The following is a 15,791-nucleotide window of genomic DNA, read 5'->3' as shown; positions in this document are numbered from 1 at the left end:
CGATTCGAATTCCGCTTTTTGTTTCGATATCCATAGCACAAGGCAACGGCAAATACACGTTTTTGGAGATCAGGCAGAGGCCTCGGCACGATTCAGCGCACAATGCGACCACAGCCCGTCCATCGCGTGTACCAGCGCATCCATTTCCCGTGGGCCGTGTACAGGCGACGGGGTAAAGCGCAATCGCTCCGTTCCGCGCGGAACGGTGGGGTAGTTGATTGGCTGGACATAGATGCCGTGATCCTCAAGCAGCATGTCCGACAGCATCTTGGTGTGCACCGGGTCACCGACCATCACGGGCACGATGTGGCTGCCGTGATCGATGATCGGCAGACCCATGCCCTTGAGCCGCAGTTTGAGGATCTTGGCCTGGGTCTGGTGCTGCTCGCGCAGCTCGGGATGCTGTTTGAGATAGGCGACCGAGGCCGCCGCCCCCGCCGCGATCGCAGGCGGCAGCGAGGTGGTAAAGATGAAACCCGGCGCATAGGAGCGGATCGCATCGCACATCTTGTCGCTCGCCGCGATATAGCCGCCCATGACGCCGTAGGCCTTGGCCAGCGTGCCGTTGATGATGTCGAGCCGGTGCATCAGGCGGTCGCGCTCGGCCACCCCGGCACCGCGGGGGCCATACATGCCGACCGCGTGCACTTCGTCGATATAGGTCAGCGCGCCGAATTCGTCCGCCAGATTGCAGATCGCCTCGATCGGGCCGAAATCCCCGTCCATCGAATAGATCGATTCGAAGGCGATCAGCTTAGGCGCGTCGGGATCGTCCGCCGCCAGAAGTTCGCGCAGGTGATCCACGTCGTTGTGGCGAAACACCCGCTTGGCCCCGCCATTGCGCCGCACGCCTTCGATCATCGAGGCGTGGTTGAGCGCATCGGAATAAATGATCAGCCCCGGAAACAGCTTGGGCAGCGTCGAAAGCGTGGCGTCGTTCGCGATATAGGCGGAGGTGAACAAAAGCGCCGCCTCCTTGCCGTGCAGGTCGGCGAGTTCGGCCTCGAGACGCTTGTGATAGACGGTCGTGCCCGAGATGTTGCGCGTGCCGCCCGAGCCCGCGCCGGTGGCTTCGATGGCTTCGTGCATCGCGTCCAGAACGACAGGGTTCTGCCCCATGCCAAGGTAGTCGTTGCCGCACCAGACCGTGATATTTCGCTCGGAGCCATCGGGCCGGGTCCAGACCGCGTGCGGAAACTGGCCCTTGCGGCGTTCGATGTCGATAAAGGTGCGGTAGCGCCCTTCGTCATGCAACCGGTTGATCGCTTGGTCTAGCTTTGCGGTATAATCCACCGGGCATCTCCATCTTGGGCGTCTTGGTCGGTACGGCTGCGGCTACTATATTCAATATCGTGAATGAGTCCATGCTCACTGTTTAGATCGAATATAGATCGGGGCACCGAGGTTCAATAGTTTTACCCCGCCACAGCATGTCGCAGCCTTGATCCAGATCATTCGACACACCAAGGTCAAAGGCGAAACCCCGGCATTTCGAGGGGTTTGCGCCGTCGCCCCTCCGCGTGCCCGGCGCGGAAATGCCGCATCGCCGCAGGCGCGGGAACACCGTCGCGCAGCGCGCGCGCCCCGGACACCAAGCCGCGCGCGCGCCCCCGACACCGCGCCGCGCGCTCCACTGGACACCGCGCCGCATCTTGGTACGTTTTGTCCAGATCCCAACCGGAGTATTCCCTGTCATGTCCCTCGACACCGTTCTGGCGCGCATCGACGCAGACCTGCCCGCCGCCACCGACCGCCTGCTTGACCTGTTGCGCATCCCGTCCATTTCGACCGACCCGGCGTTCAAGAAAGATTGCGATGCCGCCGCCGACTGGCTGGTGCGCGATCTCGCCAGCTTTGGCGTGACGGCACGGAAATGCCCGACACCCGGACACCCGATGGTGATGGGGCACATCGACGGCGACGGCCCGCACCTGCTGTTCTACGGCCATTACGACGTGCAGCCGGTCGATCCGCTGAACCTGTGGGATCGCGACCCTTTTGACCCGGCGGTCGAGGAAACCGCCAAGGGCACGGTCATCCGGGGCCGGGGTGCCGTGGACGACAAGGGCCAGTTGATGACCTTTGTCGAGGCCTGCCGTGCGTGGACGGCGGTCAACGGCACCCTGCCCTGCAAGATCACCTTCTTCTTCGAGGGCGAGGAGGAAAGCGGATCGCCGTCGCTGGTGCCCTTCATGGAGGAGCACAAGGACGCGCTTTCGGCGGACCTGGCGCTGATCTGCGACACGACGCTGTTCGAATCGAAGACGCCCGCCATCGTGACCATGCTGCGCGGCCTGCTGGGCGAGGAGATGACGATCACCGGCCCGGACCGCGATCTGCATTCGGGCATGTACGGCGGCGTGGCGATGAACCCGATCCGCGTGCTGACCCGCGTTCTGGCGGCGCTGCACGATGACGAGGGCCACATCACCATTCCGGGGTTCTATGACGGTGTGCCGGAATTGCCCGACACGCTGCGCGATCAATGGGCGGGCCTCAACTTCGACCACAAGACCTTTTTGGGCGATGTCGGCCTCGGCACGCCTGCGGGCGAATCCGACCGCGGACCGCTCGAGATGATCTGGTCGCGCCCCACCTGCGAGATCAACGGCATCTGGGGCGGCTATACCGGCGACGGGTTCAAGACCGTCCTGCCAAGCGAGGCGCATGCCAAGATCAGCTTTCGCCTTGTGGGGGATCAGGATCCGCACGCGATCCGCAAGAGTTTCCGCAAGATGGTGGAGGACATGCTGCCGCCCGACTGCGACGTCACCTGGAAGGGCCACGGCAACAGCCAGGCGGGATCGTTCGAGACCGACGACCCGATGTTCGAGGCCGCCCGCGCGGCCCTGACCGAGGAGTGGAACGTGCCCGCCGCCTATATCGGCTGCGGCGGATCGATCCCCATTGCGGGGCATTTCGCCAAGATCACCGACACCAAGCCGATGCTGGTGGGCTTTGGCAAGGACGACGACGGGATGCATTCGCCCAATGAGAAATACGACATGTCGAGCTTTCATCACGGCATCCGCTCCTGGGCGCGGATTCTCGATGCGCTGATCCGAAGAGACGGCGCATGATCCCTGGCTTCACCCCCGGCGTGGCGCAGGTGAATGGCCAGCGCATCGCCTATGCCACGGGCGGCAGCGGCCCGCCGGTGCTGCTGCTGCACGGGTTTCCGCAGACCCACGTCATGTGGCACGCGGTGGCCCCGGCGCTGGCGCGCGATCATACCGTCGTCGCCGCCGATCTGCGCGGTTATGGCGGCAGTTCCAAACCCGGTGGCGCCGAGGCCTACAGCTTTCGCCACATGGCGGCCGACCAGGCTGCGCTGATGGCGCATCTGGGGTTCGATCAGTTTCATCTGGTGGGCCACGACCGGGGCGCGCGCACCGCGCACCGGCTGGCGCTGGATGCGCCAGACGCGGTGCGCAGCCTGACGGTGATGGATATCGTGCCCACGTACACGGTGCTTCACCCGCTCAAGGCAGAGGTCGCGCAGGCCTATTACCACTGGTTCTTCCTCGCGCAGCCCGCGCCCTTTGCCGAAAAGATGATCGGCCACGACCCCGATACCTATTTCGAAAGCTGTCTGCTGGGCTGGGACACGGGCAGCCTTGCCGATTTCGGCGACGGGCCGCTGGCGGCCTACCGCGCGGCCTGGCGCGATCCCGACACGATCCGCGGCATGTGCGCCGATTACCGCGCGACGCTGAGCCATGACGTGGCGCTCGACAAGGCCGACCAGGGGCGGCGCGTCGCCTGCCCCGCGCTGGTGCTTTATGGTGAAGGCGGCGCAATGGCACGGCACTTCGACGTGCCCGCAACCTGGGCCGACCGGCTGGCCGACATGCGCAGCGCCGCGATGCCCGGAGGGCATTTCTTTGTCGATCTGCACCCCGACCGGACAGCCCAGGTGGTGGGAGATTTTCTTTTGGATATATAGGGTTGCGGGCCGGTATCAAACCAATCCGGTGAACCGCTCCGGCAACAGGTACTGGGTTTTGTAATCCGGGCGGTCAAACTGGTAAAAGCCGGTTTCGCCGCGCGGCTTCCACGTGCGGTGCATCTTGCGCCGCAGCAGGCGCAGGTCGAACCCGTCCTGCATCTCGAGCGCGGCAAAGGCGCCAAAGACGGCCCGATCCTCGCCCCGCGCCTCGGCGAACCAGTGGCGGCCGATGGCCGCGCTCTTGGCATCCACGCCCACGTCTTGCGTGACCCGGTTGCGCCGGTCCATCGCATCGACATATGCGCCGAAATCGCAGAATTTCAGATGCAAGAGATACAGATCGTCCGGCGCGTGCAGCTTGGGGTACTGGGTGAAATGTCCGCCGCGCGCGATCTTGGTCGGCGTCGAGACGATGCAGGGTTTGGAATAATGCGGCGCCGGACGCACGTGACGGCGCGGCCCAAGGATGGTGTCGGCGACCGGCGTCTCTTCCAGATCGACGCGGTGGATCACCTCCAGCCCCAGCGGCGTCAGCACCCGGCCCTCGGGCGTGTCCTCCAGCAGATCGCGCAACGTCTTGCCCGAGGCGGGGTCCACGACCACCAGTTCATCCACATCGCCGACGATCACATGCGCATAATAGCGCCGCAGCCCGTTCACGAGGTTGTTGAGCAGGCTCCAGCGTTTGACGTCGAAGTTCTTGTGGGCATCACCGGGCAAGCCGACGATATTGCAGCCCTGCGCCAGATCCGCCACCTCGGCCCCGCGACCGTGGTTGATGACATAGCAGTTTTCGCGCCCGAACAGGCCGCCGTAGTGGCGCAGCCAGGCCTTGAGGAAAAACGCGTCATCGCGCACCATCGTCACAACGGCCACTGCCTGCATCTCGATCGCCCTGTTGGTTCTTGCGTGTCTTTTCTGCTCTGGCTCGCACCCTAGACAATCGACTGCTACAAGAGAATCGATAATTTAACGCAAGCTTCTGTTTTTCCCGATATGCAGTCGCCTTCGCCCGTGCCCAATGCCGCAGGACCAGACCACTGACCTCTTCCTTGATCCCAGACGATTTCGCCGAAATCGGATTTCACGCCAAGCCGCGCTCCCGCGTCAGGATCACGCGCTATCAGGTGATCGGAGAGCGGTCGTCGGGGACCAATTTCGTCAAGCGTCTGATCGCGCGCAACACGGACCTCAAACACAGTGAGGCACTGGGCTGGAAACACGGCTTTCCCGGCGCGCAGCCGGTGCCGCAGGACCTGGCGGTGATCTGCATGGTGCGCGACGCGGAAAGCTGGGCCTGTTCGATGCATGCAAAGCCGTGGCACACCTCGCCCGCGATGCAGGGCCTGCGTTTTGACCGCTTCATCCGGGCGCAATGGGACAGCGTTTTCGATCATCCGCGATATTTCAAACCCGCGTGGCGCGCAGGCGTGCCCGGCGGGCCCCTCTTGCTGGACCGCGACCCGGAAACCGGCGCGGCGTTTTCCAATCTCTTCGCCCTGCGGCTGGCCAAGCTTTATGGGCTGCTCAGCTATCTCGAACGGGATTGCTCCATGGTGCTGTTGCGCATGGAAACCGCGCAGGCCGAGCCGGAAGCGGTGATCGACGCGATGCGCGTGGTCCTGGGGCAGCGTCTGCGCGAAGACCGGTTTCGCCCGGTGACCAGACGGCTGGGGGCCAAGTTCAGCCCCGCCATCGACGCGCGCCCGCCGACCCCGCGCAGGATCGGCCCCAAGGGAATCGATTTCATGCGCCGCCAGCTTGACCTGCGGTTGGAGCAGCGGCTGGGCTACAGCTATGGCGCGGCGCCCTGACGCCCCACATGCCGGCAGGATGCCATGTGCATCTGTTCGCGCCTGAGACGGTTTCGGCCCGAGACGGGCAAGTGAGCTGCGATCGAGTGGGAAAAGTGGCGCGGTTGACGGGGCTCGAACCCGCGACCTCCGGCGTGACAGGCCGGCACTCTAACCAACTGAGCTACAACCGCGCGATGGACCGAAAGGCCCGGTGATGATCCCCAAAAAGGGGGCAGCGGTGGCGCGGTTGACGGGGCTCGAACCCGCGACCTCCGGCGTGACAGGCCGGCACTCTAACCAACTGAGCTACAACCGCCCACTGCGCGCATCGGGTCATCGCCCCGACGCGTTGGGACGTCTTATGGCGCGTCCCTGCCCCCGTCAAGCAGGATGCGGGCGGATGGCGTGGTTTTTTTCGACCAGCGCCTTTGGGGCGCGCCGAAATGCACCGCACGGCGATCAGACCTCGGGCGGCCGCAGGATCAGGCGGGCCATTTCCGCCCCCCACAACGCATAGAGCGCCGCGTTGGGATGAAACCCGTCGCGGGCCATCCAGTCGGGGGTCAGCGGCAGCGAAAGGCCGAGATGCACCGATCGTGGGTCGCGCATGCAGTCGGCGAGAAGCGCCGCGTCGAGGCGCGCGGCGTGACGGCCCAGAACCGTCGCCAGCGGACGCGGCAAGAGGGGAAAGTCACCCAAGGGCGGCACCGCCGTCCGAAACAGCCTGGAAGTCCCGAATTTCGTGGTCAACACCTCTGCCAGCCGCGCTTGCCGCTGCCGCCAGATCCGTTGCGGCGTCTGCCACAGAACGTCGTTGACCCCCAGCGCCACGACCGCCACGTCAAACGGTCGGGCAGGCATCCGGTCAAGCGTGGCAAGGGTGCTGCGCGTCGTGGCGCCGGTGCGGGCGACAAGCTGCCAACTCACGTGGCGGGTCTGGCTCAATACCGCGACAAGCTGACCGCTCAGCGCCTGGTGCTGGTGGTCCACGCCCACACCGGCGGCCGACGAATCTCCCACGATCAACAGGCGCAGCGGCGCGCCCTGCCCCAAGCTGCCCGATCGCGGCCCCGCCGCTTCGGGCAGGCGTTCGGCGCGCGCCATGACCTGTGCTGCCTGCGCGATCAGGACCGGTGACAGCGCCGCCACGCGCAGCGCGTCCTTCATGCCCCGGTTCCGCGACAAGGCCACATGGGCCCGGTCACGCCTCGGGCAGCGGAATATGCTCGGCGTCGTCGCCCGGCGGCAGCCTGAACCGCCCGTGCGCCCAGTCGCCCGCCCGCCAGGCCTCCTTGGCCGCGTCGATCCTGTCGCGCGACGAGGCCACGAAATTCCACCAGATGTGGCGCGGCCCCTCAAGCGTGGCGCCGCCCAGCAGCATCACCCGTGCACCTGTGTCGCCGGCGCGCAGGCTGATCCGGTCGCCGGGGCGAAAGACCATCATCCGCCCCGCTCCGAACGCCTCGCCCGCGACGATGACCGACCCGTCGAGCACATAGACGCCGCGGTCTTCGTGATCGTCCGGCAAGGGCAGCGACGCGCCCGCGTCCAGGAGCGCATCGGCATAGAACATCTCCGACGGGGTCTTGACCGGCGCGCGCGCGCCATAGGCCGTGCCGAGGATCAGGCGAAGCTGCTTGCCCTCCGCCTCGAGCAGCGGCAGGCTCTCTTTCGGCGCATGTTCGAACGCCGCCGGATCGTCCTCGGCGTCCTTGGGCAACGCGACCCAGGTCTGCAGGCCGAACAGGCTGTGCGGCCGGGTGCGGACCTCGCCATCGGTCCGTTCGGAATGGGTGATGCCGTGGCCCGCCACCATCCAGTTGACCGCCCCCGGTTCGATCCACTGATCGGTGCCCAGGCTGTCGCGGTGGTGGATCTTGCCCTTGTAGAGATAGGTGACGGTCGCCAACCCGATATGCGGATGCGGGCGCACGTCGATGCCGCTGCCGGTGACGAATTCCGCCGGACCCATCTGGTCGAAAAAGATGAAGGGGCCGACCATCTGCCGCTGCGGCGCGGGCAGCGCGCGCCGGACCTCGAAACCGCCCAGATCGCGGGCACGGGGCACGATGACGGTTTCGATCGCGTCCACCGCGTCGCCGGTGGGGCAATCGGGGTCAAGGGCCGGGTTCCAACTCATCTCGGGGTCTCCTGTTCGGACGCGGATCGCCGCCAAGGATAGCCGCACCGCACGAGGAGACAAGAGCGGCCGCGGGACAGTGGCGGCAAAGCGCGCTTACCCAGGTTGGATCCGCCGGGCCGCGCGATCCAGCTTGGCCGCGATCAGGATCAGTTCGGCACTGTCCTGCGGAGCCAGGACCTCGGCGTTTTCATAGGCCAGATGCTCCACAAGGCCCGAAGCGATCAGCAGGCCCGATGGTACGGATTGCCCACCCGGCAGCGTTTCGAGCACCGCGAGAAGCGAGTTCAGGGCGGCTGATTTCTCGGCATCAGACATGGTTTTGCACCCCGTCACCCGCAATGAAAACGCCTTTGCGCACAAATGGCCGCTCGTTGCCAAACATCGTAATTGCCCTTTTGAAATACCCGTTAAAGGAGAACCGGTCGGCTAACGCAGGGTGTGACCCTGTTCAACCGGTTTCTTGCACCCCCTCGACATGGCAGACCGCACTGGCCGGGAAAACCGACCGGTGCCACACCGCCCCGGCACCAATGCGCTGGCAAGCGCACCGTCCCGACCCGGACACACCGGCCCGAATCGGCGTATTTCACAGGGTCGCCGCAGCGCAGTCCTGGCCGGCAGGGTTTTGCGACCAGGGCGCGGGACGGGCTGTCTTGGCGGTGAGCGGCAGGGGCGGACGTCGCCACATTTGAACTGGCATCGCCGAACGAGGGCTTGGTGAACTATCGCCCCATCTCATTTATCGCCAGCGCACAAGAACCAATGTTTGCAGCCCGCCATCGGCACAGTGACAGGGCCGTCAACGGCGGCCCGTCACGCCGCGGCCGCGTGGCCGCACCGGGTGTGCCGCGCCGACAGATCATCGCCGCTTTTCTTGCAAATCCGCACCAGGGCCTTGGTCTGGCTGAATGTCAGATAATCGCGGGCCCGCGGCCCGTAGCCGTTTTCCCGGTCCGCCGCCAAGCCCGGAACAAGCGAAAGGATGTCCCTCACCTGGTGGTCCAACAGCATGTTCAGCGCAGTCGAGCCGGGGAAAAAGCTTTCGCTCGGCAGGCCTTCGGCCATCACGATCTCATGGTTCTCCAGAAGGATGTGGAAATAGACCACGCTGCGTTTGCCTTTCATGATGCGGATCCCGGGAAGGGACGTCAGGCCCTTGGCCGGAACAAGGGCCTCGACCGCCTCCGAACTCGCGGCATCGTTGCATCGCGTCACGAGAATTTTGTGCTGTGGTGACACGACCAGATCGTTTCGGGGCGCGCCCTGGCCGAACGCGCCGGAAGAAATGAGCACCGGCAGCTCTTTTTCGGGGCTGTCGGGCCAGGAATGCGCCGACTGCGACACCCACAGGATCGGTTGCGGCCCGTGGTCCAGCGTCATGACCAGATCACCGGCCTTGAGGTCGTCAACACACATCTCGCCTTGCGGGGTCAGAATACGGGTTCCACCGGCAAAGCAGACCGCCCCCGGCGATGTCGTGTCGACACCCTGCACATCGATCGCGCCGTTGCCGAAGGCGTCCATCTCGGACTGGGTCGCGAGGTCATCGGGCAGAAACGCAAGGCGCGTCGTCTCGCCTGCCGCGGGATAGTCCTGCACCGTGACGATATAGACGGGGTTGCCTTCGAACCGGTCTGGGACCTGTTGCGCGCCGTCCGATTTGCGCGTCGGCAGGAACCCCCCAAGTTCATACGTGAAATCATAGGTTTGTCCGCCGATCTGAACCTGCGTGTCAGGGTCAGTGGCGGTGCCTGAGCCTTCGAGGATCAGGTCGCCCGACATGCCGGACGGCACAAAGGTGATTTCCACTGCGGGATCACCCGTCAGGTTGAGGGCGGGGTTGTTGGCGGACCCGCTATCCGTTCGCGCCCAAAACGTTGAAGCCATAGGTATTTTGTTCTTTGCCCATATTTATTAAAATTCTTGATATCGGTTAGGGTTGGCTTTTCGGTGATGGGAAAAGGTCAAAATTGCGGCAATTCGACCTGCGTCGCGGCCTGATCGGGCACGGACCGCGCAAGGCCCGAACCGAATGCGTCGATCCGGGCCTGCGTCAGCAGACGCGCGTCGGTCGGGCCATCGGCTGGGGCCGGCCTTTTGCGCTGGGACGGGACGTGGGGATTGGTGGATCGTGAGAGGCTCGAATTCCCGACATCTTCGGTTTAGACGAAGCGGCCGTCACTCAAGTTAGCGACAACTATGCCAGCGAGCGCTTTCTACAAGCCCTTTTGCACCAGCTGTGAAAGGTATCGTGGTTCACGCAGGTTCCCTGCCCCCGTAAACACTTCGTGCAAGAATGCGCACCTCGCGGGTCAGCTTCGATGACGTGGAACACAAGGCCGAAATGGCTGATTTTGCGGAAAAATTATTGAAAACAAAGGATCTCTGTCCCTCCGGCCCGATTAGGGTGCCCGATACAAAACAATGCGTCATGACCGATGTGTCTCACGATCAGGCGTCACTTTGCCCCTCTCTTTTTCATCCTCTCAGGCCACGCCGCGGATAAGGCTTGAAACGGGGTGGTGAGCGGCCAGCATGGACCAGAACCTCAACTTGCCAAGGAATTGCAACTGCCGGTGCGGATCGGACCCCAGCCGCTTGAGAAGTATCATCGTGCCTTGGCCCTTGATCTGGCCCGAAACAGCCGTGCGACGACACCACCTTCTATATTCGCCTTATTTTTGCTCAAGTTAGACCTGATAAGACAGATTATTGAGAACCGACCCATCGAAAGCCGCGGCAACTGACGCGGTTAAGCCATCTGAGGGGCCTTCTGGGTTCCGAGCTGAGCTTGGGAGCCCAATTTGAGAAAATGAAAATAGACCACTGATACAAGAACGAAAATCCTTTCAGAGTGAGGAACAGGACATGACGGCAGCAACCGATGGCAAGCACATAGGGTTCAAGATCGTTCCCATGCTGGCTTTTCTAATATTTTTGGGTGCTGCGACCGTATGGGTCATGTCGTTCCTTACTGTTCGTGCAGTGGAACACAATGCCGCGATCAGGTCCGTCGAGTGGGCCGAGTTTGCCGTCAGACATGCTCCCCAAATTGAAGCCGTGGCCGAAGGATTGCCTCTGAAATCGGAAGAATGGAAACTGTTCGAAGACCTGATCAGCATCAGTGGAGTTTTTCGGTTCAAGATCTTCAGCCCCGAAGGCCAGCTTCGGTACATTTCGGGCGAAGGGTCCGAAGCAACTGCGGATCTTGACGCGCACAACCCTCATGCAGCGAATGTGGTCGCGTCCGGCCGGACCTTGACCATCGTGGAGGACGGTCGATCGAAGCAAGATCGGCCCGACCTTTACAGCGAAACCTACATTCCCGTGTACAATGGCGACCGACTGGTGGCGATCGCGGAGACCTATCTGGATCAGACTGAAAAGAGCGCAGCCGTAAGGGCCGAATATACACTCGTTGCGGTGATCATGACGGGCATGATCGTCTTTGCCCTTTCGGCACCATTGGCCGGCATTTGGCTCTTGTTTCGCCGTCTCAGGATTCAGAATGCGGAACTGGAGATAGAGCGGTTGCGTGCGACGGCGGCCGACAAGAGCAAAAGCGAATTCCTGTCTACCGTCAGCCACGAATTGAGAACTCCGTTGACATCAATCAAGGGTTCGCTCGACATGCTCAAGTCGGGGCGTGTCGCGGACATGCCTGGCGCGGCGGATAGATTGGTGGCAATGGCGGCAAGGAATACGGCGACCTTGCATTTGCTCGTGAACGACCTCTTGGATTTCGAAAAGATCAATTCTGGAAACCTGGAAATTCACAAATCACCGACAGACCTGGTTGCCGTCGTCAATGATGAAATTGACACGCTCGAAACCTACGGGCCGGATCAAGACATCGAATTTGTCTTTACATGCGACAACGATGCACTTGTTGCGGACGCGGATCCGATCCGAATTGGCCAAGTCGTGCGCAACTTGCTGTCAAACGCAGTGAAATTTTCACCCCGCGGCGGGAAAATAGTTGTTTCTGTTTTTGAGAACAACGGGTCGGTGCGTGTGACGGTCGAGGACAGTGGATGCGGAATACAGCAAGGTGATCTCGAACGGATTTTCGAGAAATTCACCCAGGTGGATTCAACGGATTCCAGGAAGCATGGCGGCACGGGGCTTGGGTTGGCCATATCACGGGAAATCGTCAAGAAACACGACGGCGACATAGGGGTTACAAGCGTAGTGGGAGAAGGAAGTATCTTCTATTTCGATCTGCCCTCGGCTTTGTTGCACAAATCCCTGAACGACCGTCCCGCCCATGTACCCGAACTGAGGTATCCCAAGGTCTCAGTGACGGGTATGCCAAGAGCGGTTTAGACTGCGCGGCGGATCTGGATTTCTGCGACCTGCCGATCGAAGTCACCTGCCACCACGGATCGGCCAGGAAACTTGTTTCAGCATGGTGTCGTCGATGCGGCTGGGAGGGAAAACGGCTGAGCGTTGCTGTCTGACCTGATTTTTTTGGATCATAGGGAAAAAATGCCCGCAACCGACAACATCGGCGCGGGCGAAGTATACGTGCCGCAAGGACGCGACTTGGGTTTGGCTGTTGATAAGCCTTTGCTAATTCGGCAATATTCTCCCTCCGCGGCCTGGATCAGGGAATGGCGCGTTGGGCAATCCGGTCCACAGGTTGACGCGCAAATTCCGGTTATGAACGAGGAAGCCTCGGGGAGCAGGTCAGCGACCCTCTGCGCACAGCCGTCGTCGGCGCAAGTTGCACCGACCGTCCGCTTCGCGCCCCTTTCCCGGATGGCGAGTGCCCGCAAATCGAATGACCCATTCCTTGCAGACAAATTCGCCCGCAAAATGCTCGACTGGGGGCACTGAACTTCAGCGCACTTCGCAAGCACAGAGCGGCATCATGTCAGTCTGCTTAGATCAAACCGTTGGTTGGTGGGTCGTGAGAGGCTCGAACTCCCGACATCTTCGGTGTAAACGAAGCGCTCTACCAACTGAGCTAACGACCCGCTGGGCAGCGTTTAACGCAAAGCGGTGACGGGCATCAAGCCCCTATTGCAAGCCACGACTGAACGCCGTCCTCAAGGTGACATGCACCGCCCTGCCCGCCCCGCAATGCGCCGATAACGCGGCGCATCACGCAAAGCGGTGGATGGCACAGGCCAGACGACCGCGCGGGATCACGCCTTGCCATCGCCACCGTCGTCCTGTGCCGCCTCGTCCAGCCCCTCGCTGTCATAGTCCCGGGTCCGGGCGGCGGTCTTTGCGTCCGGTTTTGCCGACGCATCCGCGTCATCCGCAGCGGTCGCCGCCTCCGACGCTTTTTCGATCCGCAGCGGCTGGGTCGTGCCGTCCTTGGCCTCGCCCAGCCAGACGGTCTGCTGCGGGAACGGGATTTCGATGTTGCGCTCGTCAAAGATGATCTTGAGGCAGCCGTTGTAGGCGCGTCCGATGCCCCATTGCTTGCCTGGGACCGTCTTGATGCGGGTCCGCACCACCACGGCGCTGTCGCCAAAGCTGTTGACGCCGAACCATTCCAGCGGCGCGACGATGTCGCTGTCCATGCCCTCTTGTTCCAACAGCATGTCGAAGGCGTCGTGCATGGCCTCTTTCACCTCTTCGACGCTCTCGCGGTAGGCCACGCCCATGTCACAGACCGAATAGGAGAATTCGCGCATGAAGTTGCTGACCATGTCGACCGAGGAGAACGGGATCATGTGGAACACGCCGTGCACATCGCGCAGCGACACCGAACGGACCGACAGTTTTTCGACCGTGCCCGTGGTGCCGGCGACGGTGATCACATCGCCCACGTTGATTGCGTTCTCGAACTGGATGAACACGCCGGTGATGATGTCCTGCACCATCTTCTGCGCGCCAAAGCCGATGGCGAGGCCAAGCACACCGGCAGAGGCCAGCAAGGGCCCGATATCGAGGCCGATCTCGCTGAGGCAGAACATCAGCGTCAGGATGATCAGCGCGATGGTCGCCGCGTTGCGCAAGAGCGTCAGCAGCGTGGTCTCGCGCGAGGTGGGCGCATGGCCGTATTCGGGGTTCAGCTTGAAATCCACGAAGGACGTCAGCGCCAGCCACAGCCCGAAGGCCACCGTCAGGATCAGCGCCAGCGATATGATCGTCGTCGTGACCTGAAGGCCAACCTGGCTTTCCAGCCAGCCGCGCATGTCGATGGCGCCGATCACATCCAGCGTGAACATGAACACCACCAGCAGGATCGCCAGCCGCAACAGCCCGAAGGCGCGCGGCACGAAGCGGTTGATGCGCGGTTGCAGCAGCGGCAGCTTCTGGTTGACATCGTCGGGCAGCGACACGCCGCGCTGCACGGCCCGCGCCAGCCACCCCGACACCAGCGAGGCAAGAATGATCGCGGCCAGAATCTTGGCCGATCCCAACAGCGCGTCCAGCGTCACGTTCGCCGGCTGGGTCATGACGACGATGAACATCACCGACAGATAGACCAGCACGGCCCAGTGCCAGACCTGTGCGACGCCCGCCAGCACCCGGTTGGACCAACTTTGCGCCTCGGTGTCATCGACCATGTCGTCGGCGGCGGGTTCCACGTCCGTCTCGTGCGTGGCGTCGGGCGTGCCCGGGTGTGCGGCGTCCGACAACCAGTTGGTCACCTCGCGGCGGCGGCGCAGGACGATATAGATCAGGTACAGCAAGACAAAGACCGACAACAGCGCCGACACTCCGTTGCCCGCCGCCACCGACGCGCTTTGGTTGACGATGGGCACGACCAGCAGTTGCCCGTAGCCCAGAACGCTGACCACAAAGGACAGGTAGCGGTACATCGCGCGCGCGGCATAATCCGTCGCCTGAACGATCCGCAGACCCGAGGCCGAGGGCGACAGCACCGCGCGGATCAGCACCTTGGTCAGCTCGACCAGCAGGAATGCGTTGAGATACATCGACTGGCGAATACCGATCTGGCCGAATTCGCCGACCGCCAGAATGGTCACGGCATAGCCCAGCCCCCAGGCCAGCACCACGATCAGCAGATCGACGACATTGGACATCATGAACAGCGATACCGACCGCAGCACCCCAGAATTCTCGGCCTTCTGGCCCAGTCGCCGGTAATAGCTTTGCGCCATGCGGCGCAGCACGACAAAGACCGCGACGGTGATGACGATCACCAGCAGAAGCCCGGGCAGCGCATTGATCAGAATGCCGATCTCGTCGCCGCTGAGCCCCGAAAACACGCCCGACCCGCTGCCCGAGGTCAGCCCGGTCCAGACATCTGTGAGGGTTGCGACCGTGTTCTCGCCGATTTCCTGTGTGACGGTGGCGATCCGGCGCCCGATCGAAATCTGTTCGTCGGCACCGCGCGCCGCGGCTTCCGCGGCACCCTCCGCCGCTGCATCGGCGGGGGCGTCCACGGTCGCCTCCAGCTCTTCGATCAGTTTGGCGCGCGCGGCATCGTCGCGCAAAATGTCGAGCAGCGTGGCAAGCGGGCCGCTGTCCTCGCCCGTGGCGGTCGGTTCAGCGGCGGCGGCGTCCGACGACCCGGTCGAAAACTGCGCCATCGCCGCGGGTGCGCCAAGCCCGATGACAAAGACCATCGCACAGATGACCCCCGGCAAAAGCAACCCGCACATCCGGTGAAATCCTGACACCATCACAACTACCTCGTCTCACTCGATCCAATGTTTCACGCCCGCGCGGCCGGGGTCATGGCCCGGCGGCTGCACACGTGTTTTTTGCCTTATCGCAAGTCTGCGCGCGAATGAAAAGCAATGACGCGGATCGCGGCACCTGGGCCCGCGACCGCGCGGCGAGCGGATGGCCCGGGACGCGTGTGGGGTGTCCTTGCGGCGCAAGCTCGCCTTGGGGTAGATTCAGCCTTAGCGCCACCTGCAAAAATTTCAACTCGGTGCGACGTTGATGTAAAACCTTCATTGACGCAGCGAAA

Annotated in this window: 13 protein-coding genes and 3 tRNA genes; 5 read left to right on the top strand and 11 right to left on the bottom strand. The window is 62.9% G+C overall.

Going from position 1 to position 15,791, the window contains the following annotated elements; genetic code table 11:
- Positions 1–69: 69 nt before the first annotated feature.
- A complete protein-coding gene (hemA, locus tag FDT80_RS02085) occupies positions 70–1,293 on the bottom strand; it encodes a 5-aminolevulinate synthase (RefSeq protein WP_138660577.1) in 1,224 nt (407 codons plus the stop codon).
- A 401-nt stretch (positions 1,294–1,694) separates the two neighbouring features.
- On the opposite strand from hemA, the gene FDT80_RS02080 reads away from it, so the two are divergent.
- Complete coding sequence (locus FDT80_RS02080; protein ID WP_138660576.1) at positions 1,695–3,080, top strand: M20/M25/M40 family metallo-hydrolase; 1,386 nt, start codon at positions 1,695–1,697, stop codon at positions 3,078–3,080.
- Complete coding sequence (locus tag FDT80_RS02075; RefSeq protein WP_138660575.1) at positions 3,077–3,946, top strand: alpha/beta fold hydrolase; 870 nt, start codon at positions 3,077–3,079, stop codon at positions 3,944–3,946. Before FDT80_RS02080 ends, FDT80_RS02075 begins: the two co-directional genes overlap by 4 nt.
- A 15-nt stretch (positions 3,947–3,961) precedes the next feature.
- Here the strand turns inward: FDT80_RS02075 and FDT80_RS02070 are convergent, their stop codons facing one another.
- Entirely contained in the window at positions 3,962–4,834 is an 873-nt protein-coding gene (locus FDT80_RS02070) for a glycosyltransferase family 2 protein (protein WP_138660574.1), read from the bottom strand.
- A 167-nt stretch (positions 4,835–5,001) separates the two neighbouring features.
- Here FDT80_RS02070 and FDT80_RS02065 point away from each other — a divergent pair, with 167 nt between their 5' ends.
- Positions 5,002–5,763: a sulfotransferase family protein gene (locus FDT80_RS02065; protein ID WP_138660573.1), complete on the top strand. Its 762-nt coding sequence runs from the start codon at positions 5,002–5,004 to the stop codon at positions 5,761–5,763.
- A 96-nt stretch (positions 5,764–5,859) separates the two neighbouring features.
- Here the strand turns inward: FDT80_RS02065 and FDT80_RS02060 are convergent.
- The 7 genes from FDT80_RS02060 to FDT80_RS19155 form a co-directional block, all read right to left on the bottom strand.
- Positions 5,860–5,936 (bottom strand) — tRNA-Asp (locus tag FDT80_RS02060).
- A gap of 48 nt (positions 5,937–5,984) precedes the next feature.
- Positions 5,985–6,061, bottom strand: a tRNA-Asp gene (locus FDT80_RS02055).
- 143 nt (positions 6,062–6,204) lie between these two features.
- Positions 6,205–6,912 carry an SGNH/GDSL hydrolase family protein gene (locus FDT80_RS02050; RefSeq protein ID WP_138660572.1) on the bottom strand — a complete coding sequence of 236 codons (708 nt, stop codon included), beginning with the start codon at positions 6,910–6,912 and terminating at the stop codon, positions 6,205–6,207.
- Positions 6,913–6,946: 34 nt separating this feature from the next.
- Positions 6,947–7,885, bottom strand: a complete 939-nt coding sequence (locus FDT80_RS02045) for a pirin family protein (protein ID WP_138660571.1) — start codon at positions 7,883–7,885, stop codon at positions 6,947–6,949.
- 96 nt (positions 7,886–7,981) lie between these two features.
- Entirely contained in the window at positions 7,982–8,203 is a 222-nt protein-coding gene (locus tag FDT80_RS02040; protein WP_138660570.1) for a hypothetical protein, read from the bottom strand.
- 498 nt (positions 8,204–8,701) lie between these two features.
- A complete protein-coding gene (locus FDT80_RS02035) occupies positions 8,702–9,775 on the bottom strand; it encodes a Hint domain-containing protein (protein WP_138660569.1) in 1,074 nt (357 codons plus the stop codon).
- A gap of 599 nt (positions 9,776–10,374) precedes the next feature.
- Complete coding sequence (locus FDT80_RS19155; protein WP_281278381.1) at positions 10,375–10,500, bottom strand: hypothetical protein; 126 nt, start codon at positions 10,498–10,500, stop codon at positions 10,375–10,377.
- A 256-nt stretch (positions 10,501–10,756) separates the two neighbouring features.
- Between FDT80_RS19155 and FDT80_RS02030 the strand changes: the two genes are divergently transcribed.
- Both FDT80_RS02030 and FDT80_RS02025 read left to right on the top strand, forming a co-directional pair.
- Positions 10,757–12,214 carry a sensor histidine kinase gene (locus FDT80_RS02030; protein ID WP_138660568.1) on the top strand — a complete coding sequence of 486 codons (1,458 nt, stop codon included), beginning with the start codon at positions 10,757–10,759 and terminating at the stop codon, positions 12,212–12,214.
- Between the two features lie 123 nt (positions 12,215–12,337).
- A complete protein-coding gene (locus FDT80_RS02025) occupies positions 12,338–12,727 on the top strand; it encodes a hypothetical protein (RefSeq protein ID WP_138660567.1) in 390 nt (129 codons plus the stop codon).
- A 64-nt stretch (positions 12,728–12,791) separates the two neighbouring features.
- Here FDT80_RS02025 and FDT80_RS02020 read toward each other — a convergent pair.
- Together FDT80_RS02020 and FDT80_RS02015 are read right to left on the bottom strand one after the other, a co-directional pair.
- Positions 12,792–12,867 (bottom strand) — tRNA-Val (locus FDT80_RS02020).
- A gap of 171 nt (positions 12,868–13,038) precedes the next feature.
- Positions 13,039–15,477 (bottom strand): mechanosensitive ion channel domain-containing protein, encoded by a 2,439-nt coding sequence (locus FDT80_RS02015; protein WP_246039805.1) that lies wholly within the window; start codon positions 15,475–15,477, stop codon positions 13,039–13,041.
- Positions 15,478–15,791: the final 314 nt, after the last annotated feature.

It is taken from the genome of Sulfitobacter sabulilitoris, assembly GCF_005887615.1.
GTDB lineage: Bacteria > Pseudomonadota > Alphaproteobacteria > Rhodobacterales > Rhodobacteraceae > Sulfitobacter_E > Sulfitobacter_E sabulilitoris.
The sequence above is the reverse complement of the archived record's forward strand: the minus strand, read 5'-3'. Positions and strand labels throughout refer to the sequence as shown.